23 protein-coding genes are annotated in these 23,954 nt (G+C 66.8%); 5 read left to right on the plus strand and 18 right to left on the minus strand.

The features are described 5' to 3' along the window. Nucleotides 1-64: 64 nt before the first annotated feature. Entirely contained in the window at nt 65-700 is a 636-nt protein-coding gene (locus tag ADBZ9K_RS19190; RefSeq protein ID WP_526623245.1) for a TetR/AcrR family transcriptional regulator, read from the minus strand. Between the two features lie 56 nt (nt 701-756). On the opposite strand from ADBZ9K_RS19190, the gene ADBZ9K_RS19195 reads away from it, so the two are divergent. After that, on the plus strand, nt 757-1,785 hold the full coding sequence (locus ADBZ9K_RS19195) for a hypothetical protein (RefSeq protein ID WP_526623247.1): 1,029 nt from the start codon (nt 757-759) through the stop codon (nt 1,783-1,785). Between the two features lie 99 nt (nt 1,786-1,884). Here ADBZ9K_RS19195 and ADBZ9K_RS19200 read toward each other — a convergent pair whose 3' ends face one another. From ADBZ9K_RS19200 to ADBZ9K_RS19235, 8 genes are all read right to left on the minus strand, one after another. Next, nucleotides 1,885-2,643, minus strand: a complete 759-nt coding sequence (locus ADBZ9K_RS19200; protein ID WP_526623249.1) for an enoyl-CoA hydratase/isomerase family protein — start codon at nt 2,641-2,643, stop codon at nt 1,885-1,887. Between the two features lie 12 nt (nt 2,644-2,655). Further along, nucleotides 2,656-3,945, minus strand: coding sequence for an FAS1-like dehydratase domain-containing protein (locus ADBZ9K_RS19205; protein WP_526623251.1), 1,290 nt, complete (start codon nt 3,943-3,945; stop codon nt 2,656-2,658). A gap of 88 nt (nt 3,946-4,033) precedes the next feature. Next, nucleotides 4,034-5,560 carry a class I adenylate-forming enzyme family protein gene (locus tag ADBZ9K_RS19210; RefSeq protein ID WP_526623253.1) on the minus strand — a complete coding sequence of 509 codons (1,527 nt, stop codon included), beginning with the start codon at nt 5,558-5,560 and terminating at the stop codon, nt 4,034-4,036. 84 nt (nt 5,561-5,644) lie between these two features. After that, entirely contained in the window at nt 5,645-6,826 is a 1,182-nt protein-coding gene (locus ADBZ9K_RS19215; protein WP_526623255.1) for an acyl-CoA dehydrogenase family protein, read from the minus strand. An 8-nt stretch (nt 6,827-6,834) separates the two neighbouring features. Next, complete coding sequence (locus ADBZ9K_RS19220; RefSeq protein WP_526623257.1) at nt 6,835-9,123, minus strand: acyl-CoA dehydrogenase family protein; 2,289 nt, start codon at nt 9,121-9,123, stop codon at nt 6,835-6,837. Nucleotides 9,124-9,249: 126 nt separating this feature from the next. Continuing rightward, nucleotides 9,250-10,032: a FadR/GntR family transcriptional regulator gene (locus ADBZ9K_RS19225; RefSeq protein ID WP_526623259.1), complete on the minus strand. Its 783-nt coding sequence runs from the start codon at nt 10,030-10,032 to the stop codon at nt 9,250-9,252. 93 nt (nt 10,033-10,125) lie between these two features. Next, nucleotides 10,126-10,914, minus strand: coding sequence for an enoyl-CoA hydratase/isomerase family protein (locus tag ADBZ9K_RS19230; protein ID WP_526623260.1), 789 nt, complete (start codon nt 10,912-10,914; stop codon nt 10,126-10,128). 100 nt (nt 10,915-11,014) lie between these two features. Next, the gene (locus ADBZ9K_RS19235; RefSeq protein WP_526623262.1) at nt 11,015-11,452 is read right to left on the minus strand and encodes a lipoprotein LpqH; all 438 of its coding nucleotides are present in this window, start codon (nt 11,450-11,452) and stop codon (nt 11,015-11,017) included. A gap of 145 nt (nt 11,453-11,597) precedes the next feature. Between ADBZ9K_RS19235 and ADBZ9K_RS19240 the strand changes: the two genes are divergently transcribed. From ADBZ9K_RS19240 to ADBZ9K_RS19250, 3 genes are all read left to right on the plus strand, one after another. After that, entirely contained in the window at nt 11,598-12,383 is a 786-nt protein-coding gene (locus tag ADBZ9K_RS19240; protein ID WP_526623264.1) for a FadR/GntR family transcriptional regulator, read from the plus strand. A 69-nt stretch (nt 12,384-12,452) separates the two neighbouring features. After that, the gene (locus tag ADBZ9K_RS19245) at nt 12,453-13,058 is read left to right on the plus strand and encodes a winged helix DNA-binding protein (protein ID WP_526623265.1); all 606 of its coding nucleotides are present in this window, start codon (nt 12,453-12,455) and stop codon (nt 13,056-13,058) included. A gap of 30 nt (nt 13,059-13,088) precedes the next feature. Continuing rightward, entirely contained in the window at nt 13,089-13,415 is a 327-nt protein-coding gene (locus ADBZ9K_RS19250) for a hypothetical protein (protein ID WP_526623267.1), read from the plus strand. 7 nt (nt 13,416-13,422) lie between these two features. On the opposite strand, the gene ADBZ9K_RS19255 is transcribed toward ADBZ9K_RS19250, so the two are convergent. Further along, nucleotides 13,423-14,190: an SDR family NAD(P)-dependent oxidoreductase gene (locus tag ADBZ9K_RS19255; RefSeq protein WP_526623268.1), complete on the minus strand. Its 768-nt coding sequence runs from the start codon at nt 14,188-14,190 to the stop codon at nt 13,423-13,425. 73 nt (nt 14,191-14,263) lie between these two features. On the opposite strand from ADBZ9K_RS19255, the gene ADBZ9K_RS19260 reads away from it, so the two are divergent. Beyond that, nucleotides 14,264-14,893 (plus strand): TetR/AcrR family transcriptional regulator, encoded by a 630-nt coding sequence (locus ADBZ9K_RS19260; protein ID WP_526623270.1) that lies wholly within the window; start codon nt 14,264-14,266, stop codon nt 14,891-14,893. On the opposite strand, the gene ADBZ9K_RS19265 is transcribed toward ADBZ9K_RS19260, so the two are convergent. The 8 genes from ADBZ9K_RS19265 to ADBZ9K_RS19300 all read right to left on the minus strand — a co-directional run bounded on the left by ADBZ9K_RS19265 (nt 14,890) and on the right by ADBZ9K_RS19300 (nt 23,952). Continuing rightward, on the minus strand, nt 14,890-15,345 hold the full coding sequence (locus ADBZ9K_RS19265) for a CAP domain-containing protein (protein ID WP_526624243.1): 456 nt from the start codon (nt 15,343-15,345) through the stop codon (nt 14,890-14,892). The genes ADBZ9K_RS19260 and ADBZ9K_RS19265 overlap by 4 nt on opposite strands. Nucleotides 15,346-15,521: 176 nt before the next feature. After that, nucleotides 15,522-16,163, minus strand: coding sequence for an Rv1363c family protein (locus ADBZ9K_RS19270; RefSeq protein WP_526623271.1), 642 nt, complete (start codon nt 16,161-16,163; stop codon nt 15,522-15,524). Next, complete coding sequence (locus ADBZ9K_RS19275; RefSeq protein WP_526623273.1) at nt 16,133-17,593, minus strand: MCE family protein; 1,461 nt, start codon at nt 17,591-17,593, stop codon at nt 16,133-16,135. The genes ADBZ9K_RS19270 and ADBZ9K_RS19275 overlap by 31 nt, the downstream gene beginning before the upstream one ends. A gap of 1 nt (nt 17,594) precedes the next feature. Continuing rightward, entirely contained in the window at nt 17,595-18,737 is a 1,143-nt protein-coding gene (locus ADBZ9K_RS19280; RefSeq protein WP_526623275.1) for a virulence factor Mce family protein, read from the minus strand. After that, complete coding sequence (locus tag ADBZ9K_RS19285) at nt 18,734-20,074, minus strand: MCE family protein (protein WP_526624245.1); 1,341 nt, start codon at nt 20,072-20,074, stop codon at nt 18,734-18,736. The genes ADBZ9K_RS19280 and ADBZ9K_RS19285 overlap by 4 nt, the downstream gene beginning before the upstream one ends. Further along, nucleotides 20,074-21,429: an MCE family protein gene (locus ADBZ9K_RS19290; RefSeq protein ID WP_526623277.1), complete on the minus strand. Its 1,356-nt coding sequence runs from the start codon at nt 21,427-21,429 to the stop codon at nt 20,074-20,076. Before ADBZ9K_RS19290 ends, ADBZ9K_RS19285 begins: the two co-directional genes overlap by 1 nt. Then, nucleotides 21,426-22,454 (minus strand): MCE family protein, encoded by a 1,029-nt coding sequence (locus ADBZ9K_RS19295; protein WP_526623279.1) that lies wholly within the window; start codon nt 22,452-22,454, stop codon nt 21,426-21,428. The genes ADBZ9K_RS19290 and ADBZ9K_RS19295 overlap by 4 nt, the downstream gene beginning before the upstream one ends. 28 nt (nt 22,455-22,482) lie before the next feature. Next, a complete protein-coding gene (locus ADBZ9K_RS19300) occupies nt 22,483-23,952 on the minus strand; it encodes an MCE family protein (RefSeq protein WP_526623281.1) in 1,470 nt (489 codons plus the stop codon). Between the last annotated feature and the right edge of the window lie 2 nt (nt 23,953-23,954).

Consider the following 23,954-nt stretch of genomic DNA (forward strand, 5'->3'; position numbering starts at 1 on the left):
CCGCGAGCAGACGCAGAATCGCACCATCCACGCCGCAGTGATGCGATTCTGCGACTGCTCGGCATCACGGGGTGGGGTCCGACACGACATCTGGACGATCCGACAGGCCGGCCTTGACGATCTGCCGGTAGATCCGTTGGCTGCCGTCATAGGCCGCGAGGCCGCTCGCTTGCCTACCGAGCCGGATGTACCCCTCGACGAGCCCGCGGAAGGCCGCCAGCGCCGGGTCGCTGAGCGGCTGCCCGCCGAGAGTCCGCCAGAAGTCGAGCAGGGTGGCGTCGGCGTGCGCCAACTCCGCCAATTCGGCATGAGCCCGCATCGCTTCCTCGACGCCGAGCAACAGATCGATCAGGTGCGGATGCGTGCGGTACACCTGATCGATCCCGGCCAGCACAGCGTCGAAATCCTCGGCCAGGCCGCCACAGCCGGCGGCACCGGCTTGCCGCATCCGCTCGCGGAGTTCGTCCACACCCTCTTTCACCACCGAGATGTAGAGATCCGCCTTGCCGGAGAAGTAGTGGTACATCGTCGGGGTGGTGACGCCGGCAGTGCGCAGGATGTCGCGGATGTTGGTGGCGGCGTACCCGTTGCGCGCGAACTCACGCGCCGCCGCCAGCAGCAGTGACGTCCTGGTGTCCTGCAGGCCCGCCCGTGGACGGCCGGGACCGCGCCGGCCGGCGGTGGCACCCGCAGGACTCATGGCGGATCACTCTACTCAACCTTGCCTGATTATATCGAGCGTTCTATTATCGCCGGGTGGCCACCGAACCCCCAGCCAGGCGCGAACTTCCCCGCTTCGGGTCCTTCGGATTCCAGACTGTCGTCGACACCTATGACCCGGTGCTGTCCGAGATCCACCCCGGCGACACACATCTGGGAATGAACCTGCAGGGCCAGTACTTCTACGGCGGACTGCGCGACACCGAGGGTGTCACCTACATGGTCGAGCGCAAGTTCGCCGCCGCCATGACCAACGGCCTGTGGCTGATGAGTGACGAATCCGGCGAGACGGCGCTCCTACCGGACGCCATGCTGGCCACCCGCGGCGAGGCGATCCGAAGCATCACCCCGCAGCGGCGCGTCTGGACGAACCACCTGCTGCGATCGGTGGGCGCCGAGGTGGCGGAGTCGAACGAGCAGTCGCTGTCGCTGGTGCTCGACGACGATCGCCTCGAGTGGTCCGAAGGGCGCCTGCTCGACCTCACCGGCACCGTGCAGGGCCCCGGCTTCCAGATCTATGCGCCCGATCGCCGTGAGCCCGTGTTCTACACCAGCCAGTTCTACTGGGTCACCGGAACGATTCTCGGCCGCGAGGTCGAGGGCTTCATCGGACTCGACCACTCCTACTTCGCGCCGGGCTCGGAGTGGAAGGAGTACCGCGTTTACAACGACCTGGAGATCGCCTGGACGGTATTCGCCAACAAGTACGCCGACGGCTCCGTCGAGTACGGGGTCATTGTGACGGGCAAGGGCGGCTTCGGCGGGGCCGTGGTCTACGAGTCCGGCGTCGAGATCGCCAACACCAACCGGGTGACGAGCACCTTCTCCCTTCAGGAGAGCGGTGACATCGCGGTCGGCACATGCGATCTGGAGACGGCGACCTACACGTTCACCGCGACGCCCACCGGGTCGATGCCGCACTTCAGCAAGGCCCGCTGGGCCGGCTATCGAGCACAGGCCGGCACCGCCCGCCGGGTCGGTGACGAGCGCGAGCCGGTTTACGCCTTCTCCTGGACCGAGTTCTTCCCCGAGCGCATGGACAGCGAGGGACTGCTCGTCGGCTGACTGTCGTGATCGACCGGCAACCGACGGACCGGCCGATACTGCCGACACCCCGGTGATCCGGACTCCCACCCAACCTTCGACCGAACGTCCTGGGAAGAGTCAACGCCCTTGGAAACGGGGCTGTTCGCGCGCACGGAAGGCCCGCGCACCCTCACGGAAGTCGTCGGTTCGGGGCAGCAGCTCCTGTCCCCGGGTTTCTATCTCCTGCACGCAGGCCAATTCGGTCAGTGTGCCCGCCGTCATGGCCCGCTTGATCCAGCCGTAGGCCGCGGTAGGGCCGTTCGCCAATGTCTGTACGAGCCCGATGAATTCGCGTTCGTACTCCTCATCTGCGACCAGGTGAGAGATCATCCCCCATTCGAATGCGTCCGTCGCACCAATCCTCTCGGCCAGTAGCGCCATTCGGTTGGCTCGCGCACGGCCGATCACGGCGGGGAGCAGTACCGACAGCCCGCCATCGGTCATCAGGCCGATCTTGGCGAACGCCAGTTGGAAGAACGCCGAGTGCGCCGCAACGGCGAGGTCGCACGCCAGCACCAGGGAACAGCCCACACCGATCGCAGCACCGTGCACGCCCGCGACGACGGGCTTCGGTGAGGTGGTGATCGCTTCGATCACCTCAGCCGCGGCCACACCGGCACCCGCGGTGTTCCTACCACCCACGTCGCCGCCCGAGCAGAAGGCCCGGCCGGCCCCGGTCAGCGCGATCGCCCGCACCGAATCGTCTTTCGCCGCAGCGGTGATGGCCTCGCGCAGCTCGACGAGCATCGGCGTGTCGACGGCGTTGAGCTTCTCCGGCCGGTCGAGCACGACCCGCAGCACACCGTCATCGCGCTCAGCGCAGACGCCGTATCCCATGGCCAGAGTCCGTCACTCCCCGTGCAGGCGGCGCAGCTCCGCACCGACGCGGCCGGAGATCCGCGAGGCCACCTGCGCCCCACGGCGTCGCAGATCCAGCTCGGGCACCGGCAGCACCACCGCGCCCACCTCTCGGGACGGCAACAGCACCGTCGCGCTGCCGCGGGTGGTGGACTCGCCGCGCTGGTTGGTGGCCAGCACGTCGACGGTGACCCGTCCGTCCAGCGCGGCGCTCTTGTCCGTCACCGTCCCCGTGCACCGGTGGATGTCGCCGTGGTAATTGAATCCACGGATCTGCAGATCCAATTCCGCCAGCCAGCCGTCGTCCCCGATCCAATTCGTCATCAGGTGAGCGACCCACGCGGCGCGCATCTGCCCGTAGTCATAGGGCGCCGGAATGCCGAGCGCCTGTGCCCGGTCGGCGTCCCAGTGCAGCCGCTGCACCACCTGCGGGACGCCGTACTCGTCGGGTTGGTAGAACGCGGGCATTGCCTTGCGGTGCTGATGGGCGAACTTCAGCGGCCCCAGGCCGTAACCACCCCAACCCCAGCCCATGTGCATGCTGATGATGTCCACGACCCCCAACGGGCCCTTGATGATCGGTGGCAATTCGTCGCCGACGGCGAGGTCCTCGTACCACTGCGGCTCGGGTCCGCGCCGCACCTCGGCCTCGTAGGCGTCGGCCACCTCCGCCAACTCCTCCTCGGTCCAGTGTTGACGCTGGATGTGTGAGTACTTGCCCGACTTCTTCGAACCGTGCCGGTCGGCGCTGATGTAGGACTCGTCGCGGGTGGCGATCGGATTGCCATCGATGTCGACATAGAGGTAGCGGTAGGTCTCCTTGACCGAACGCCCGCCGGCGAACTCGCTCTCCTTGACCTGCACGTCGAGCGTGTAGCCCTCCATGAGCACCGGACGGCCGGCATAGATCGGCTGGTACCACGTCCACTTCACTCCGGAGTAGTACTTCCCGGTTCCGCGGAACAGGCCACGGAACAACTTCTTTCGCTCCGGGTCGGTGAACTTCGGGGTCTGGTCACAGCCGGCGCTGATCGCGAAGGTCGGCGGTGCGATCTGGGCGTGCCAGCGGGTGTTCGGCCCGTAGGACGGGTCCAGGAACAGCGGGTTGTCGTCACCGACGCCGAAGGCGAAGTGGGTGATCGCGTCGGCCTGCGGCACGATGTTCCAAGGCTCTTCCCTCTTGTTGACGGCGATGCCGATCTGCGCCCTGGCGCGCTCGATGTCCTCGTCGGTGATCCGGCCCTCGACGGCTGCGGCATCCTTGGCGTGATCGGTGGTCATTGTGCGGCAATTCCTTCCCTCAACGGACCGCCCACCCCTCGGCGCAGGACTGTGCCCCGCACCGCGATCCGCGTCGCCGTCTCCTCAATCATGTTCTCTCCCCTATCGACTCGACACCGGCGGTGGTACGGCGCTGTGCGAGCATCTCGATCAACCTCCGGCGGTCCACTTTGAGAGCTGCTCCGCGGGGCAGTTCGTCGACCACGTAGATCTCGGCCGGAACTTCGTAGGGAGTCAGCGAATCCCGGCAGTGCTCGCGCAACTCCTCCGGCGCGGCCGCGGCGCCTTCGCGCAACTCGACGCCGGCGACCGGGATCTGACCGAGTCGGGTGTCCGGAAGGCCGGCCACCGAGGCATCCAGAACCGCCGGATGCGTGCGCAGTGCGCGCACCACCGTATCCGGAACTATCTTGAACCCACCCCGGACGATGACGTCGTCGGCGCGGCCGTCGAGGTAGAGGTAGCCATCCTCGTCGAGGTGGGCGAGATCGCTGGTGGTGACCCAGGCGTCCGCCGAACCACCCACCTGCTCCGAGGCCACCTGCAACCGGCCGGTCTGCCCGGCGGGCAGGACATCCCCGGCGTCGTCGACTGTCTGCAGTCGCACACCGGGAAACGGCCTGCCCACGCTCCCCTTCTTCGCCGCCCAGCGCTCCTTGAAATCCTTGAGAGTCCAGCCCGCTACCGCTCCGGAAAACTCGGTGGCCCCATAGACGACGAGGATTGCGATACCGAACTTCGCATAGAAGGCGTCCACCACCGCCGGGTCCACCGGGCTGGTGCCGGCGTTGATGGCGCGGATGCTGCTGAGCTCCTCGCGCGTGACGTCGGAGTCGAGCACCGCACGCAGCGCCGGCGGTGGCAACCCCACCACGACCGGCCGGTGCTCGATGACTGCGGCACGCCATGCGGGCAGCGAGAACCGTTCCAGCATGACGAACGGTCTTGCGGTGACCAGTGATTGGAGCAGTCCCCAGAGTCCGCCGATGTGCACGATCGGAAGGACGACGAATCCGACGGCGCCGGTCAGCACCGCCCGCTCGCTGCCGTCGGGACGCTGATTGTGCTGGAGCACCGCCGACAGGGATGCTTCCAACTGGCGGCGCCGCAACGGAATCCGCTTGGCCGCTCCGGTCGTCCCGGACGTCAGCATCTCGACAGCGACCGCGGGATCACCCGGGGCGGGCTCCGCCGCCGGTTCGGCGCGCGCGATCAATGCGCCTTCGTCGAGACTCCATGCCGCCGAGCCGAGTTCGGCCAGCGCGGCACCGAAGGCGCGCTCCGACCACAACGCCGCGGGCGCCAGGACGAACGGTGCGCCACTGGCCACCAGGTCCGCCGCGAGCCGTTCCGCCGGTTGCAACGGGCTGATCGTCACCAGTGTCCGGTCACCCCGGAGAATCGCGATCAGGGCCGCGACCGACTCCATCCGATTACCCAGGATGACGGCGACCCTGCCGCCGGGCCCGCAACCGGCCGCCGCGAGCCGGGCGTCGATCTGTTCAGTGAGAGTGCGCACCCGGCCCCAGGAGATCCATTCACCGCCGAACTGCATGATGCCGGCTTGATCGTCGGCCGTCCACAGTCGTCCCAACGCGTCGTTGATGCTCGTCATGGTCAACTTCCTGGGTCTGCGACCGCCTGGCAGGGCACCTCGAAACTAGTCGACATAGCTTACTAGGTCAACCTACTCGGCGGTTCAACGCGACAGCCCGAGCCCACGTTCGGCGATCAGGTTGCGCATGATCTCCGAACTGCCACCGGCGATGGTGAACGCGCGCGCATAGAGCCATTCGTCCTGCCAACGCCCGTCGTCGACAACCAGCGGGTCACCCTCGATGAGCACGCCGTCCTCCCCCGCGAGTTCGACGGCGAAGGTGGTGATGGCCAGATTGAGTTCGGAGAACATCAGTTTGACCATGGCCGCGTCATGCATCCGTTCGCTGCCGCGCTCCCAGCGCGTGAGGTTGGCTGCCGTCAAGGCCGACAACGCCTCGACCTGTGCGCTGAGGTTGCCGATGCGGTCCCGGACCAGGTCGCGGTCGAGTGCCGAACACCCGTCGGGGTCCTTGCGGCGAGCCAACTCCGTCAGCGACGCCAGTGCCTGCCGGAGTTTCACCGTCATCGCGCCGACGGCGGTACGTTCGTGCGCCAGGGTCGCATTGGCGATCGCCCACCCCTGACCCGGCACCCCGATCATGTTCGTTGCCGGCAACTCCACCTCGTCGAGAAACACCTCGTTGAAGTCGGAGGTTCCGGTGAGTTCCCGTAGCGGACGGACGCTGACGCCTGGTGTTGCCATGTCCAAGATGAAGGCGCTGATGCCCTTGTGCTTGGGCGCCTCCGGATCCGTACGGGCCAACAGGTAACCGAACTGCGCCCAGTGCCCATCGGTCGTCCACACCTTCTGACCGCTCACCCGGTAGCCGTCACCGGCGCGGGTGGCCTTGGTGCGAAGCGACGCCAGGTCTGAACCGGCCTCGGGCTCGGAGAACAGCTGGCACCATTTCTCCCGGCCGTCGCGGATGGCCGGCAGGTGCCTGTCCCGCTGCGCGGGCGTGCCGTAGTCGATGAGGGCACGCGAGGCCAGTGCGTTACCGCTGGCGATGCCTGGGACCCGGGCGCGGGCGAGTTCCTCGGCGACGACGATCGCATGCCCGGCAGTGAAACCGTCGCGGCCTCCGTATTCCGCGGGCCAGTCGGCTCCGGCGTAGCCGGCGTCGAAAAGCTTTGCAGCCCAGTCGTTGAGAAGCCGCTCCTCATGCTCACTCTCGGCGCTGCGCACTCCGGCCCGTGGCGCGATCGGTGGACCGTGCTCGGCGATGAAGGCCCTAACCTGGGTCCGGAAGCGCTCGAGCTCGGACCCGACTCCGTACTGCATCGGGTGGCCTACCGGCCCGACCGCTGATCCAGCAGCAGCGCGACGGCACGGTCGCGCAGCACTTCAGGACGGCCGAACGCGACCGCGTTGGCTCTAGCGCGGCGCAGCAGTAGATGTGCCGGGTGCTCCCAGGTGAATCCGATACCACCGTGGATCTGGATCGAACGCTCGGCAGCGAACACCGCGGCATCGAAGGCGGCAGCCGCCGCCAGCATGCAATCGGCATCGGTCGGCACTTCGGACTCCGCCGCAGCGAACACCTGGCTGCGCGCCCCTTCCACTGCGACCAGCATGTCGGCGCATCGGTGCGAGATCGCCTGGAAGCTGCCGATCCTGCGGCCGAACTGTTCCCGCTCGCCCGCCCATTCCACCGCCATCGCCAGCGCCCGCGACGCAACGCCGACCGAGTCGGCAGCCACCGTCAACAGCGCCCACCGCCGGGCCGAGTCCATCGCCCGGGCGACCTCGCCGCCCGAGGCCAGTACGTCGGCCCCGGCACCGCTGAACCGCACCGAGCCCACCGACGCGGTCAGGTCCAGCGGCTGTTCGGCCTCGACCCTGACCCCGACACCCGACGGGTTCACCGCGAGGAGCACCGGGCCGTCGTCGGACGACGCCGGCACCAGCAGGATGTCAGCATCCGGCGCACCCGCCACCAGGAGCACCTCACCGCTCAGCGTTTCGTCGCTCCAGCGCGGCAACGTCGGCCCATCGGTCACCCAGCCGGCATCGTCGAGTGGGATCGCGAGCGCCGCCCTTGCGCCGCAGGCGATCTGCTCGGTCACCGTCGCGGCCTCGGCCGCCGCTGCGAGTTCGAGCGCCACGACGGTGGGCACCAGCGGGGCGGGCGCCATCGCCTTGGCGCTCTCTTCGATCGCCGCATAGAGCAGCCGCCGCGGCGCCGCGGCGCCGCCCAGCGTCTCCTCGAGCGCCAGCCCGGGCAGGCCGAACTCGACGAGCGCCGACCACACCTGCGGATCACCGCCGTCGTTGGGCCGCTTGGGGTTCAGCAAGTCTTCGACACCGACTCGGGCCTCCAACGCCTTGGCGAGGACCTGACGCAGAACCTTCTCGTTCTCGTCGGTGACCGCCAACGGCGCGCCCGGCCGGACGCTCGGAGCGCGGGTGCCTTCGTCGCGATGGGAAGGCAGGCCGAGCACGGATTCGGCGATGGTATTGCGCTGGATCTCGGCGGTGCCCGCGCCGATCGTGCTGGCCCGGGTCATCAGATAACCGAAGCTCCATCGGCCGCCGTCGACGGCATGCGTCGCCCGGCTGCCCAACATCGCGTACGGACCGGCGGCACGCAGCGCCAGCGTATGCATGTGCTGCTCGAACTCGGACTTGACCAGCCGGTTCACCGACGCGACCCCGCCCGGGTCCTCGCCGCGCAATACCGCATCCAGCGCCCTGGCGCTGTTGGCGGCGATGGCTCGCACACCGGACTCCATACGAGCAATGTCCTGACGCACAAGCGGATCGGAATCCAGACCCTGCGCCAGCACGAGATCGACCACCTGATCGACGGTGCGTCGCGCCTTGAACTCGTCGGCCAGGAACGCGGTCGCGCGTTCATGCCCCAGCGAGGTTCGCATGATCGACCAGCCCTTGCCCTCGTCGCCGACCATGTTATCGACGGGCACCTCGACGTCGTCGAAGAAGACCTCGGCAAAGTGGGCCCCACCGCTGATGTCGCGCAACGGCCGGACCGTCAGCCCCGGGCTCCTCATCGAGATGAGCAGGTAGGTGATGCCGTCCGAACCGCGGCCGGGAGCGCCGGTGCGCACCAGGGCGAACATCCAGTCCGCCTGGTCGGCCATCGTTGTCCAGACCTTCTGGCCGTTCACTCGGAAGACGTCGCCGTTACGCACCGCACGGGTGGACAGCGAGGCCAGATCGCTGCCCGCCCCCGGTTCGGAGAAGCCCTGGCACCAGAATTCGTCGGCCCGCAACAGCGGCCGCAGGAAGCGCCGCCGTTGCTCGGGCGTGCCGAACTTGACGAGCACCGGCGCCACGATGAACGCCAGTTGGCAGGGGTGCGCCGGCATCCCGGCCGCGGTGGTCATCCGGTAGTAGTCGAGCTGGTCCTCCAGCGAGAGGTCCATGCCGCCTGCCGACTTCGGCCACCCTGGTCCGGCGAGATCGTGGTCGACGAGTTCGGCCTGCCAGGCCCGGGCAAGCGCTGTCCGGTCGAGCTTGCGCCCCTCGGCCTTGGCCTCGGCTTTCGCCTCGGCCTGGCGACGGGTGAAGTCCGCCATCAATTTCTGCAAACCGTCACGCCAGTCGGCGGGCGCCATCAGACCTCACATAGGTTACTTAGTTATGTAGGTCTGGAGTGTCCCTCTCCACAGTGCCCGCCGTCAAGGCAGGCAAGAACCCCGCCGGAACTCCGCCGGCGGACGCATGGGGTGTGGTCGAACCGCTCAGTACAGCAGGTCGATGACGCGGTCGTGCTTCTCGGTCTTGGCCATGTAACGCCGGGCGTTCGTCATGTGGTCGATGAGCGCCGCCTCGGCGGCTTCACCGTCGCGGGCATGAATGAGCGAGACGATCTTCTCGTAACCGCGCAACGCACGACGGTTCGCACGTTGGGTCTCTTCGCTTTCCGGCCCCTTCTCCGCAAGCGACTTCGCGACCTCGCGCTCGATGATCTCCGACAGCAGGCCGATCACTGCGGTCAGCGTGTGGTTCCCAGACAACTCGACGAGCTTGACGTGGAATCGCACGCTCGCGCGGCCGAACTCGCGGGGGTCTTCGATGGCGGCAGCGACCCGCTCGAGTTCGGCGTCGAGCTCCTCGAGCACCTCCGGTGTGGCCGACTCGGTGAGCCGGCGAACGGCGGGCGGCTCGATCGTCAGCCGCGCATCCCAAACGTCACCGATCGTCGTGCCGGACAACATCAGGATCATCCCGAACAGATCGGCCACCGCGCCCGGTCCCGGCACGGTGACGCGGGCACCACCGGGTGGACCTCGGCGGATGGTGACCAGTGAGTCGCCCTCGAGGAGCCGGAAGGCCTCACGCAGGGTCGGACGCGATACCCCGAACTGCGCGATGAGTTCGGCCTCGGTGGGAAGCCAGTCGCCGTCGACGAGTTCACCGCGCGCTATCATTCGACGGATCTGCGCGGCAACCTGATCCGACATCTTCAGCGGTCGGACCCGCTGTTGGGAACCCGAGAGCACAAACGGTTCCCTCTCGGCCATGGGTTCAGACGATACCGCAGAGCCGAGTTCCTGTAGTTGCACTACATCAAATAGATGCGCGCGTCACTATCGGGGCCGCGGCCCCTCATCACGTCAGCGGCGGCGCGGCGCGGCCCTGTTCTTCCGGGAGTCGGTGTGCTCGCCCGGCTTCGGATTGCCGAGATGGGTGTAGGACAACCCGTGCCGCTGGGCGACCGACGGTGGCAGATCACGCGCCTCCCACATCGCCCGGACCGTGCCCTGAACGGCGTCCGGACGTCGTGCCGCGATTTCGGCGGCGAGTTGGTGCGCGCGCAACCGCAACTCGGCATCAGGCACCACCTCGGTCACCAGACCGATCCGCAGCGCAGTCTGGGCGGTGATCCGTTCCTCGCTGCCGAGCAGCGCCCACCGCATCACGTCGCCGTAGGGGACGCCGGCGGCGAGCATGCCCATCGGCTCCAACGCCGACACCAGGCCGGCATTGGCGTGCGGATCGAAGAACTGGGCCGACTCGGCGCAGATGGAGAAGTCCGCCTCGTTGACGAAATACATCGCTCCACCGGCAACCAAGCCGTGCAGTGCCGCGATCGTCGGCTTCCACACCTTGTGCGACTTCGGGCCCAGCGCGACGCCCGGATCCTCCTGGTTGAAGATCGGCCGGTGGTGCCACCACGCACCGAGGGAGACGTCGATCCCGGTGCAGAAGGCCCGCTCTCCGTTGCCCTGGATCACACAGGCGTGGATGTCGTCGTTGTCGCGGACGTGGTTCCAGATGAAGACCAACTCGTCGGCCATCTGCTCGGTGAAACTGTTGAGTTGTTGCGGGCGGTTCAGCGTGATGGTCGCGACCCTGTCGGCCACGCCGAACTCGACGGTTTCCAGCGAATCAAAGTCTGTCATTGAACGTGACCCTCGGCCAACAGCCTTCACATAGTTAACTGGGTTAGTGACGAGGCGTCAGTCTTCACCGTGCCGCCGGTTTTCGCAACCAGTGCCGGGTTCAGCACGCCACCTTGATATCGAAGGACGCGGTCGACACCTGACTCGGCTTCTGGGTGGTGTAGCCACTGGCCTCGCCGGCAATGGCGAAGGTCCTCCCGGTCTGAGTGGCCTTGGCGGTGCCTTGCAGGTCCTGCCAATAGCTTCCGGTAAAGCCACCGAAGTTCTGTATCTCCACCGAACTCACCGAGAGATCCTTCGCGTTGTTCACCACACTGGTCGTGCCTGCCTCGTCGCCGCCGATCCGGATCGTCGTGTAGAACTCGTCGCGCCGGCACGACACGTTGTCGAGTGTGCCCAGATCGGTGCCGTTGACCGTGACGGTGGCGGTGCCCTCGGCGAGTGAACCCGGTTCCCACAGCGGCGCGGACGGTGCGGAACAACCGGCCAGCCCGAAAGTCAGGAGTCCGGCGGCGACGACGGCCAGCGTGGTCTTCATGGTTTGGAATCTATGCCAGGTGTGCGCGGCGCCGGCCTGGTATCCGGCTATTCATCGCTGAACGCCGTTTCGCGGGTTCGGCAAGGCGCCGGGTCGCCCTGAGATGGTTTACTGGGTTCCATATCTGACGACCGAGGAGGGCACCGTGGCACGGCAACAGTCGCTGGCACCCATGCTGACAGCCGAGCCCGCCCCGACGGCGGTGCGATCGCCCAAGACCTCAGAACTGGTGGCGCTGACCCTGCGCAAGATGATCGTCGACGGCCAACTCGAGGACGGTGACTTCCTCCCGCACGAAGCCGAGTTGATGGCACACTTCGGCGTCAGCAGGCCCACCCTGCGCGAGGCCGTGCGGGTACTGGAATCTGAACGCCTGGTGGAGGTCCGCCGCGGATCGCGGACCGGGGCTCGGGTCCGGGTTCCCGGCCCGGAGATCGTGGCCCGGCCCGCCGGGCTGCTACTCGAACTCTCCGGTGCCACCGTCGGGGACGTCATGACGGCGCGGGTGGCCATCGAGCCTGCCGCGGCCAAGCTGCTGGCCGAGACGGGCAGCGCCGAAGCGCGCCAGGAGATGCACCGGCTGGTGGCCGAGATGCCCGCCGCGTGGGCGGCCGGCGATCTGGCGCACGCGTCGGCTTCCTTCCACCGCCGGATGGTCGAACTGTCCGGCAACGCCACGCTGGGCATGATCGCCGGAATGCTCTACGAGATCTCCGAACGGCATACCGCCGCGGCCACCGTCGGCGCCCGCAACGAGGTGAGCAAGGCGGCGTTCGAGAAGTTGATGCGCTCCTACCGACGCCTGGTGGAACTCGTCGACGCCCACGACGGCGCCGAGGCAGAGGCACACTGGCGCAGGCACATGCAGAATGCCGCCGCCGCACTGCTCAAGGGCCACGAGAAGACCAAGGTGCGCGACATCATGCACTGAGCGCGCTCAGGGGATCACCGGCCGATACCGCGGCACGCTCATGTGCCGCGCTTACCACATGGAGGTGGAGTGAACGAACTCGAGGTACTGCAGGCCCTGCGACTCAAAGGTCGTGTCTCGGAGGCCGATCTGGTGTCGACCGTGGGCGGCAACCCAGCCGGGGTCAGCGCCGCCGTCGAGCAACTGGCGCAGGCCGGTCTGGTCGCCCCGGGCAAGCTCCTCAAGCTGACCCCGGAGGGACGCGAGCGGCTCGCCGAACTGCTCGCCACGGAGCGGGCGAGCGTGGACGCGCCCTCGATATCCGAGGCCTATGCCGAATTCCGCGCCGTCAACGGCATTTTCAAGCTGCTGATCTCGGACTGGCAGCTCCGAGACGGCCAGCCCAACGATCACACCGATGCCGACTACGACAACGCGGTACTGGCCCGCCTGGACACGGTGCACGAAGCCGTCGCGCCCATCATCGCCGGTGTGGCCGCCCAGTTGCCGCGCCTGGATTCCTACGGCGACAAGCTGGCGGCGGCCCTGGCCCGGGTCAAGGCCGGCGAATTGCCCTGGCTGACAAGGCCGATCATGGACTCCTACCATACCGTCTGGTTCGAGCTGCACGAGGAGTTGATCGGCGCCGCGGGCCTGACCCGGGAACAAGAGGCCAATGCCGGGCACGCTGACTGACCCAGCCGGCCGACGCCGCGCAGGCCCCCGGTGCTTCCGGTAACCCAGCCGACCGCCGGCTGGATCCTCATCCTCGGCGCCTTCGCGGTGTTCGCGGCGACGTTCGTCGCCCGTGGCTTCATCCGCAGGCATCGGGACGACGAACGCGTGCGCCGGGTACTGACCGGCATCCGCAGGTCGGCGGCATCCCGGATGATGTTCGGTGAGCCGGCCGACGAGATGACCGCCGAGGAACTCGATTCCATGGCACTGATGCCCGGCTTGGTACTCGCGGCCGCAGTGTTCCTGGCCGGATTGGCCCTCGTCTCGATGGATTCGTTCGGCGTGGAACTCAATCTCTTCCGGATGCCCGGCTGACCGTCGACTAGCCGTTGAGGACGCGGACCCCGGCCCCGAGCGGCGCCGGGGCAAATCGCCGCAGGCGGTACAGCATCTTGGTCGAGCCACCCGGGAAGACATAAGCGAACGTCCGCCGGCCCTGCATGGACTTGTCGATGGCCTCGACGACCAACTCCGGTGTGCCCACACCGCCGAGTTTCTTGAGCCGCTGCGGAACGCCCTGCCCCATGATGGTGTCCAGCATCGGAGTCTGCACCGCCGCCGGGCATACGCAACGCAGCTTCACCCCGGTCCCGCGCAACTCCATGCCCAAGGTCTCCGCAAATCCCACAACGGCGAACTTGGTTGCCGTGTAAGCCCCCATCGCGGGCGTCGGCATCCACCCGGCAAGCGAGGCGAACAGCGCGAGCTCACCATGGCCACGCTGCTGCATCGCGGGCAGTACTGCCTTCACCCAATGCACGGTGCCCATGTAGTTCACCGCCATCGAGCGACTGAACGCCTCGTCGGGCAGCATGTCGATACGGCCCCGCAGTGCTATTCCCGCGGCGTTCACCAATCGGGTCACCGAACCGAGTCGTTTCGCCACATCCGCGCTCGCGGCAGCCACCTGAGCCGCGTCGGTGACATCGCACGGCACAGCGGTGACGCCGGGCCGGCTTCCGAACTCGTCGAGTCCCGCCCCGGGCAGATCCACCGCTGCGACGGTCCAGCCGGACCGGACCAGCCGCTCGGCGGCACAGCGCCCCATCCCGCTGGCCGCTCCGGTGACGACTGCGATCTTGGTTGACATTGAGATTCCTTTCGGGAGTTGGCGGCCGAGGCTAGAGTTGGCCTGCGGGGCGGAAAGACTGGAGATCGTTCACATGGGCTTCGACAACACAGGCGGCGGCGTCTCGTCGCAGACGGAGTCCGGCGGTGAACGGGACAGGCTCATCGCCGCCGCCAGGCAGGTGATGGAGCGCAACGGCTGGTGGGGCTTCAAGGTGGAGAACGTCCTGAAACAGTCCGGCTTGTCGACCCGCAGCTTCTACCGCCATTTCGAGAAGAAGAGCGACCTTCTGGTGGCGGTGCTGGACGAGGAATTGGCGGACCTCGCCGTCCGTCTCCACAATGCCACGGCCGCGGCTCCCACCTATCCGGACAAGGTCCGCGCCTACATCACCACGACCATCGATTTCGCCTACAGTCCCGACTTCGCCAAACGTTCCTCGCTGCTGGCGTCCCTGTGGCGCGAACTCATCGACGAGTACCCGGAGGCCATCGAGCACTGCGCCGAGAAGCTGATCGCGCCCCTTTCCGAAATCATGACGGACGGCCGGCAGACCGGCGAGCTCGACTGCGAAGATCCGGTATCGGACGCACGAGCCATCTTCTACATGCTCTGGAGTATCACCGCCGATCAGGCGGCGTTGGGCAGCAATGCGACCCGCGTGCAGGTCGAGGACATCGCCCTCGGGTTCGTCACCCGGGCCATCGGCATTCATACGCCTTAACTTTCCCCTTTTCCGAAGACGGCGACTACGACGCTGCGGTCCAGACTGTTCTCCGACCAGACCCCCATCTCGATGTTCGAGCAGTCGGTCATGATCGTGTAGTAATCGGGCCGGTAGTACCACTGGTTGATGATCTGCAGGTTGTTGATGGCCAGTGCGGGGGTGATCGCGACGGTCTCGGCGACAGCGCCGGTGTAGCCGGCATTGCGTGCCCGGTCCTGCACCGTCGATCCGTCCGAGCCGATATCACCGTCGAGGGCGTGGTTGTTCAGGACGTCGTCGGTGTGCCACTGTGCGGCCAGTCGCAGCTTCGGGTTGACACTGATGTCGGTGAAACAACCCACGTCATGCTGCAACTTATAGACATCCGCCCACACCATCTTGTTCAGGCGGGAGTTGTCGGCCTCAGCGGCGGGCACGGGTGCACCGGCGAGTGCGAACGTGACGAGCATGACGACCGCACTTCCCCGGCTCGCCAATCCTTTTCGGTCTGTCATGGTCTCGCTCTCCTCAGATCGAGTCGTCGCCGCCGGTCGCCGCACTGCTCGCCGGGATCCGCCGAACCGTTGGGCCCGACAATGCCGGCGCACCCCGCAGGAGTCCGGCGTCGGCCTCGTCTCGGCACCCTTCACCGGATCATCTCCACGTTGGCGACCTTGATATCGCTACCCACCCGCTGAACGATGATCCGCATCCGCCAGCCCTTCACCCGCTGATCCGCAGATCCGGCCCTGGTCGTCGTGACCTTCACCGCCACAAGGACTTTCGCCTCGACTCCGTCGGCCGACTCCACACCTGCCTCCGCCACCGTACCGACCGATTTGGTCCTGGTGCGCAGCACCTCCTGGATGAACGGGGGTGATCGCCGCTCGAAGTCGTCGTGGAAGGTTCCGGTGGAGGCGGCGAGGACACGATGGACGTCGGCCTCCACCCTGGTGTAGTCGACACTGGTCAGGTCCACCGCTGCCTGGCGTCCCACCTGCAGGTAAGCCATTCGCGCAAGGTCCTGTTGGTGCTGCCGGTGAGCCTGGCTTCCCAGCCAGGCGGCCAGGGCCGCCACGCCGACGACAACCACCAGGCCCACGGCGAGAGCGAGCCGAACCGGCGAGCCGGCCACGCCCCACAGGCGCGAACGCCTCCCGACGACACCGTCTTGCGTTGCCGCGTCGATGGATTCCGCATTCGAGCGGGCAGGCTCGCCAGCGGGGTCGGTCAAGCCGCCGCTCACCAGGGCCGTCGTCACTGCGGCGGGACCAACATCCCCTGCCACGTGTTGTCCTTCCGCTGATCGCTCGCGAGGTCGCCTTGCGAGTAAAGGTTGCCGTCAGGTCCGATATAAGAGCCGGTCGCGGGGTCGTACTGGGCAACGGCCAGCGCGGGCACCGGCTCGGCCGGCGGCGGCGCCGCAGGACCCTGGGATGAATTGTCGGGCAGGAATTGCGGAACGTCCTGGCCGGAACTCGTTGCGTTCGGGTCGCCCTTCCAGTTGTTGCCGTCGTTGAGCGGCACGAAGTTCTCGTCGCTCTCGCACATCTTGACCGTCGGCGCGCGCTTGCCCGGACGGGTGGCGCACGGGGCGTTGCGCAGACCGCGAACGTTGGATGGCGCGTCCTGCGGTATGCGGCAATAGATGTCGCCTTCCGGCCGCAGCGGAGCATCGGTCTGGGAGGGTGCCCGACGCTGGGAGGCGGGTAGGTAACCGGTGGTGCACGGCGGCGGCACGTTGATATTCAGGTTGAAGTCGAGGTAGCCGCCCGCCCACATGTTCGGGTTGTTGAGGTTGGGCACCGCGCTGGCGCCCACCATGGCCACCCCTTGGGGAACGAGGACCAGCAGCTGTTCGAGGCCGGCGTGGTAGGTGAGCAGAATCTTGTTGGTACTGACCAGGTTCGCGAGGATGACCGGCAACGTCGGCTGGATACGCTCGACGAGCTGGCGGGCCTCTCCGGCTGCCGCCGCCCCCTTGTCGAGGACGCCGCCCACCGCGGCGTCGTTGTTGCGGAGACCGTTGGTCACGTCAGCCAGGTGCGACGCCCATGCCTGGACATCGCTGCCGGAGTCGATCTGCGAGTTCAGCAGCGGTCCCGACTGATCGATGAGGGCGGTCAGGCTGTCCAGATTGGCACGCGCGTCGATTGCCAATTGCGTTGAGCCGTTGACCAATCGGGACAGTTCCGGTCCCAACCCGCCGAACGCCACGTACGACTCGTCGACTGCGGTCTTGAGGGAGTCGTGCGGGATTGCGTTGAGTCCCCTGGTCGTATCGTCGAGGAGCTTGTCGACGTCCACCGAGACGGTGGTGTCCTTCATCGCAATGACGTCGCCGTTCTTGAGCGGAACCGACTTGGCGTTGCGCGGAACCAGGGCCAGGAACTGCTCACCCAGCGCGGAGAAGCTGTGGACCTCGGCGACGAGATCGGAGGGGATCTTCACGTCGCTGTCGAGGGAGAGGACAGCCTTGACGTGACCGTCCTCGGACAGGCCGACCGTGTCGACCCGCCCCACCTTCGTACCCGAATAGGTGACGTTTCCCGCTGGATACAGGCCACCGGACCTCGGCAACTCCACCGTCACCGAATACCTGCCGATGCCGAACATCGCCGGGAGTTTGACGTAGCCGAGGAACAGGAACGCCGCCGCGACGGTCGCGACAACGACGAACACCGCCAGCTGAATCCGGATTCGTCTGCTCAGATTCATCTCACGGCCCCTGATCGAGGTGATACGGGGCAACCAACGGGTTGCCGGACGTGTACGGGCTGGGTTGCACACCCATCGTCCGGCCCCACTGCATCTCCAGTGCGGTGAGGTCGCCTTCGAACCTGGTGCCGGTGAACAGCGCACCGTCGAGCCGGCTCAAGGTCAGATCGAACACGGCCGACAGGTTTCCGTAATCGCCACGGAACCAGTTGTCCAGTGTCTCGACCGGGAAGGGATAGGTCGCGAGACCACTCAGACTGCGGGTCATCGCCGGACCCGCATCAGCCAGGGCCTTGAGCACCGGTGCCAGCTCATGGAGCTCTTTGACGAGGTTCTCCTTCGACTGGCTGATCGAGCTCGCGGCGACCGCACTGAACTTGCCGAGTTTGTCGAGGGCATCGGCCAGATTGGTCCGCTCCTCGTTCAGCACGGCGAGCGCGTCCGGGATGGTGGTCAGCGCCCGGTCCAGAACCGGCTTCTGGTCGGCGAACTTGCCGACGACCCGATTCAGGCTCTCGTTGGCAGCGATGATGTCATCGGTCTGGCTGTTCACATTGGCAACGAAGGTGTCGAGCTGTTCGATGAGGCTCCGGGTCTCCTGCTCGCGGCCGCGGAACGCCGTGGCGAAGGCCTGCACGATGTCCTGCAGCTGACCGATACCGCCCCCGTTGAGTAGAACCGAGACCGACGCCAGGGTCTGCTCCACCGTCGGGTAGCTACTCGCGCGGGCCAGCGGGATGAGCGAGCCGTTGTGCAGACGACCAACCGGCGCAACGTCTTTCGGTGGTGCCAACTCGATGTGCGTGGACCCGAGCAGGCTGCTCTGACCCAGTTTCGCCGTCGCGTTCTCGGGCAGCGCCACCTCACCGTCGATCGTCATGGTGACCAACGCATGCCAGCCTCTGAGTTCGATGTTGGTGATGGTGCCGACATTGATGTCGCCGACCCGCACGCGGGAGTTGCGCTGGATACTGGTCAGATCGGGCATCTCAGCCTGGATGGTGTAGGACCCCGGGCCCTTGCCCTTGACGCCGGGCAGGTCCAGCGAATTCAGGCCGCGCCAGCCGCAGCCCGACAGGCCGGCCAGCACGGCAAGGGCCGTGAACAAGGTGGCGGCAACTCGCCGCAGACCGGCGAACGTCATGACCCACCACCCGGTGGAACCATCAGACCGGTCAAGCCGGCGTCGGGGTTCGTGCTGGCGGCCTCCGCCGGCAGCGGCGTAATACCCGGCGGCGCAACGATGTCCGGCGGTGCGGCCGGCGCGGCCGCCGGTGCCGCGGGGGCGGGTGCACCGTTGGCGGGGGGGACATAGTCGGGCCGCAGCCAGTCCTCGCTGTAGGTGATCTCGTTGGGCCGTGCCCCGACGCCGGAGACGAAGTTGAAGCCGATCGGGCCGAGCATGTTGTACTGCCGGTTCTTCACGATCGGTGCGAGGTATTGCACGCACAGCTTGGCCGACTGTTCGGCATTGAGCCGCGACGCGGCCTGGATGGCGCCGCAGAGGAAGTTGATCGGGTTGCTGAACTGGGTTCCCGCCAGTGCGCCCGTCACCCCGCCGGCCGTCGGCTGATAGATGTTGACGTAATTGGAGATCATCATCGGGAAGGCGTGCAGCGCCTGTTTGAGCTCGTCTCCGCTCTCGTTGAGGGCGGTCGTGATCACCGCGAGCTTGTCGGTGGTGATGCCGACGATCTCGCGGTTGTCCTTGACGAAGCCCGTGACGTCGGTGACCGCGCCGTTGAGATCGGCGATCGCCCGCCCGACCTCGCCGGGGTCGTCGGACAGCGTCGCGGTGACGGCGGCGAAGTTCCCATTGAGCTGGCGTAATAGGTCACTGCTGTCATGCAGCCCGGAGGCCAGCGCAGACAGATTCTTGACGGTCCCGAACAGGTCCGACGAATGGTCGCCCAGGATCGACATCGACTGGGACAGTTTCTGCAGCGAGTCGCGAATGCTCGGCCCCTGCCCACGAAGGTTGTCCGCCAACGAATTGACGAACTCCCCAGCGGTCGACACGCCGCCGGGTTCGGTGGGCTGCAGGGTCTTGTTCAGCTTGTCCAGTTGTGCCTTGAGATCGTCCCACTCGACCGGCATGGCGGTCCGCTCCTGGGGGATGACGGCGTTGGCCTGCAGAGTCGGCCCACCGGTGTAGACCGGGCTCAGTTCCAGGGCACGGGCCGAGATGATCGAGGGCGACAGGACCAAAGCCTGGACGTCGGCCGGAACCTTGTATTGGTCATCCACCCAGAAGTTGATCTTCGCGCGATTCGGCTCGGGATCGATCGACTCGATCTCGCCGACCTTCACACCGAGGATGCGGACGTCGTCACCGGGGTAGATCCCCCTACTGCTCTCGAAGTAGGCGGAAAGCCGCGTCTTACCGACACCGCTGGCCGTGCGGACCACCAACACCAGGCTCACGGTCAGGAGTACCGCCAGACCGACAGCAAGCGCGATCCGCGCGCCGCGAGTGTTCATCATGATCCTGCCCCCTGACCGTCTTGAGCCTCCCCGGGGGCCGGAACCAGAACGGGAGCCGGGGTGGGCGTCGGCACCGCGGGGTCGGTGCCCGCACCCAACGGCGGACCGGGCGGGCCAGGTGGCGGACCGCCCGCCGGTCCCGGCGGCTCCGGCTCGCGGTACGGGTAGCAGCCGGGACCGGGCAGCGGTATCCCCGGCGGCCCGCACGCCTCGTCATCTGGATTCCCCGTGATCGCGTCGGGGACGGTCAGCCGGGGATCTCCACCCTGCCCGGTCCGCGGGAACGGTACCGGCAGCGCCGGGGTGGCGGGCTGTCCGACTTGGGGATCCACCAGCTGAGATGGCAGCAGCGTGTGGGGATCGAGCCCGAGATCGGAGAATGCGGCATCGATGAAGGGCTGCAGGAACTGCCCGGGCAGCAGGTTGGCCAGATAGGCGTTGAAGAATGGGCCGGACCCCACCGACTCGCCCAGCGACATGGCGAACTGGTTCAGCCGGTGCAACGCGATCTTGATCCGGTCCTTGCGGTTCGCCAGGATCCCGAGCACCCCGTTGAGCTTCTGCAGGGCCGGGCCGAAGGTCTGACGATTCTCGCCGACGAAGGACGTCAGCTGCTTCGAGAGCGTAGAGATGTTCCCGGAAATCTGATCCAGCGCGTCGCTCTGCGCCCGCAGCGCCCCGAGCAGGGCATTGCTGCTGTGGACCAGGCTGACGATCTGGTCGGTCCGCGCGGCCAACACCTTGGTGGACTTCTGAGCGTTCGCCAGCAGGCTCCGCAGTTCCGCGTCGCGGCGGTTCAGCGTCTCGGAGAACCGGGACAGCCCCTGAACCGCCACCTGCACCTGCGGCGCCGTCTTGGAGAAAGTCTGGGCCAGCGTGGCCAACGACTGCGACAGCTGTTCGGTGTCGGTTCCCTTGATCGTGGCAGCCAGATCGTTGACGGCGTCGGTCAGCACATAGGGGGACGTGGTGCGCTCCAGCGGGATCGGACCGCGCAGCGTCCCGTCGCCGCGAGGGAGGACCTGCATGATCTTGGCACCGAGCACGCTCTTGGTCTTGATCTCTGCCTCGGTGCGGTCACCGAGGCGGACATCCTTGTCGATCCTGAACTTCACGAGAACCTTCGGGCCGTCCAGCGACACGCTGGTGACCTCGCCGACCTTGAGGCCGGCAACCTGGACGGCGGCCTTCGGCAACATGCCGCCGACCTGTTCGAAGTAAGCCGAGTACTCCTTGGCAGCGTTGATGAACGGCAGCTGCCGAAACGTCAATGCGATCAGGACCGCGACAGCCGTGAGACCGACACCGATCGCGCCGACGACAACCGGGTTGCGCTCCGAGAAGAACTTCATTTCGGCGTGCACCGTCCCGTCGATTGGCCGGCGACCTTGATATAGACCGGCTCGCCGCCCTTGCCGTTGACCTTCAGGAGCAGGTCGCAGAGATAGAAGCTGAAGTAGTCCCCGTAGAGCCCCTGGCGGCCGAGCAGCCGGTACTTCTCGGGCATCTGATTGATGATGTTGTCCAGATAGGCGTAGTCCGCGACGGCCAGTGTGCCCACCCGATCTCCTTGGGCCAGGACGTCCTTCAGCGGTGTCTTGGCCTGGTCGAGCAGGTCGGCGATCGTGCCGGTTGCGGCGTTCGTATGTGCCAGCCCGGCGCTGATGTCACCGCGTCGGTCCGCCAGCGTCTTCACCAACTGGGACAGTGATGTCACTGCCTTGTCGAGTTGGTCGGACTGATCCCCCGCCGAGGCCAGGACGGTGTTGAGGTTGGTGATCACCTGCCCGATCAGCTCGTCCCGGTCGGCCAGCGTGTTCGTCACCGAAGCGGTCTGGGTCAGTATCGACGCGACCGCATCGCCCTCGTCTTGGAAAGCGCCGATCAGTTGTCCGGTGAGCTGGTTGATCTGCTCCGGGTCGAGCGCGCGGAACAAGGGACGCAGACCACCGGTCAAGGAATCGAGATCCAAGGCCGGCGCGGTGTTGGCCAGTGGGATGGTGCTGCCCGACCGCAGCACTTTCGTCCCCCCCGCACCCTGCTCCAATGCCAGATAGCGGCGGCCTGCGATGTCCTCCCACCGGATCACCGCCCGGCTGCCCTCGGTCAGCACGACACTCTTGTCGGCGGTGAACTGGACGTCGATCACTTCATCGGGGTGGATGGTGATCTTCGTGACCTTGCCGACCTCGACGCCCGCCACCCGGACGAAATTGCCGTCTTCAAGATTGCTGACGTTGGTGAATTGCGCCGTGTAGCTGTTCGTCGTGTCGAACCGCAGATTGGCGAACACCAGCAGCAGCGCGAAGATGCAGAGCAGCCCGAGGAGCGCGAAGAGCGCGGAGCGCCACAGGGCTCCCGCCACGTTCCCTATCACGTCGTCAGTTCCTTAGCTTTCGGAGCCGTCACGGGATCGGAGCCGGTGCGATCGTGGCCGGGCCCGGCAGCGTCACCGGCGGCGGCGGAGCCGAGAACACCGGCGGAGCCTGGTCGGGCGGGATCTTGCCGGGGGCGACAGGGGTGCCGGGAACCGGCACCGGCGGCGGTGTGCCCGCGTCGGGGATCCCGGGCCACAGCGACACACCGCCCGGACCGTAGAGCGACGCGCCGTACGGGGGCAGACCGGGACCGTTCACCGGCCCCGGGGCCGGCCCGGGGAGACACTGCCGGATGCTCGGCTGCTGCGGAATCGCCCGGGTCGCCGGCAGATAGTCGCGCCAGCACTGGGCACCGATACCCGGATTCGGCCGGTAGTCGATCCCCGTGCCCCATCCGGTGTTGGTGACGAGCGCGCGAATCGGGTACATCTTCGACGGATCCGGCAGGGAACCGCAGCCCGGCTTGCCTCCCGGACCGCCCTTGGCGGCGACGATCGGCAGGTTGTCCGGGTACTTGTAGGGCTCATCGCCGAACAGGATTCCCGCGTCGGCGATCTGGGAGTAGCCGTTGCCGCCGATGTCGTGGTAACCGCCGTGGTCCAGCCACCACTTGACACCCACCAGGGTGCAGGTCAGGGCGGGGCTGTGCTCCAGCAGCAGTGCGGTGGTCGGCTCCAGTGTGTTCACCGCATCGACGAGGTTCTGCTGGTTGGGTGCCAGCAGATCGAGTCCGGACTGGGACAGGCCCACGGTGTTGAGCAGCAGAGCATCCAGCGCCGCTGACCGGGTCTTGATGGTCGTGCTGGTGGTCGCGGTCGCATCGAGGACGGTGACGAGATTGTCGGCGGCGCCCGCATACACATCGCCGAATCCCTTCAGCGATTGCCAGTCCTGACGCACCACGTCGCTGCGCGGGTTGAGGGCGAGCAATACCTCGTTGGCATCGGTGATCGCCTGACCGATGCGCTCGCCCTTACCGCGGACGCCTTGGGACAGGGCGGTCAGGACCGCGTTGATCTTCATCGGGTCGATCTGGTCGACGAGCCCACGCAGGCTTTCCAGAACGGTGTTGATCTCGGTCGTGACGTTCTTCGACTTCAGTACCGCACCGGCCGAGAGGCGCTGTTTGGTCGGGTTCTTCGGATAGATGAGGTCGACGTACTTGGCGCCGAAGACTGTGGTGGATCGGATCTGCGCGCCGACATTGGCCGGGATGAACTTGGTCTGGTCGGCATCGATCTCCAGCTTGATGCTGGTCGGGTCCAGACCGCGGCCCAGACCGACCACGGTGCCCACCTGGACGCCATTGAGCATGACCTTGCTGTCGGTCTGCATGCTGAGGCCGGTCCGGTCGGAGGTCAACGTGACCGGGATACGGGACTTGAAGACTCCCGCGTAGGTCACCGCCGACAGCACGGTGAATCCGATGATGAGCAGGACGAGGATCAGCGCCCACCACGCCGGGCGGAGGCTGCGTTCGCCAGGTCGCGCGTCCATCG

The organism is Mycobacterium sp. (genome assembly GCF_965229265.1).
Lineage (GTDB): Bacteria > Actinomycetota > Actinomycetes > Mycobacteriales > Mycobacteriaceae > Mycobacterium.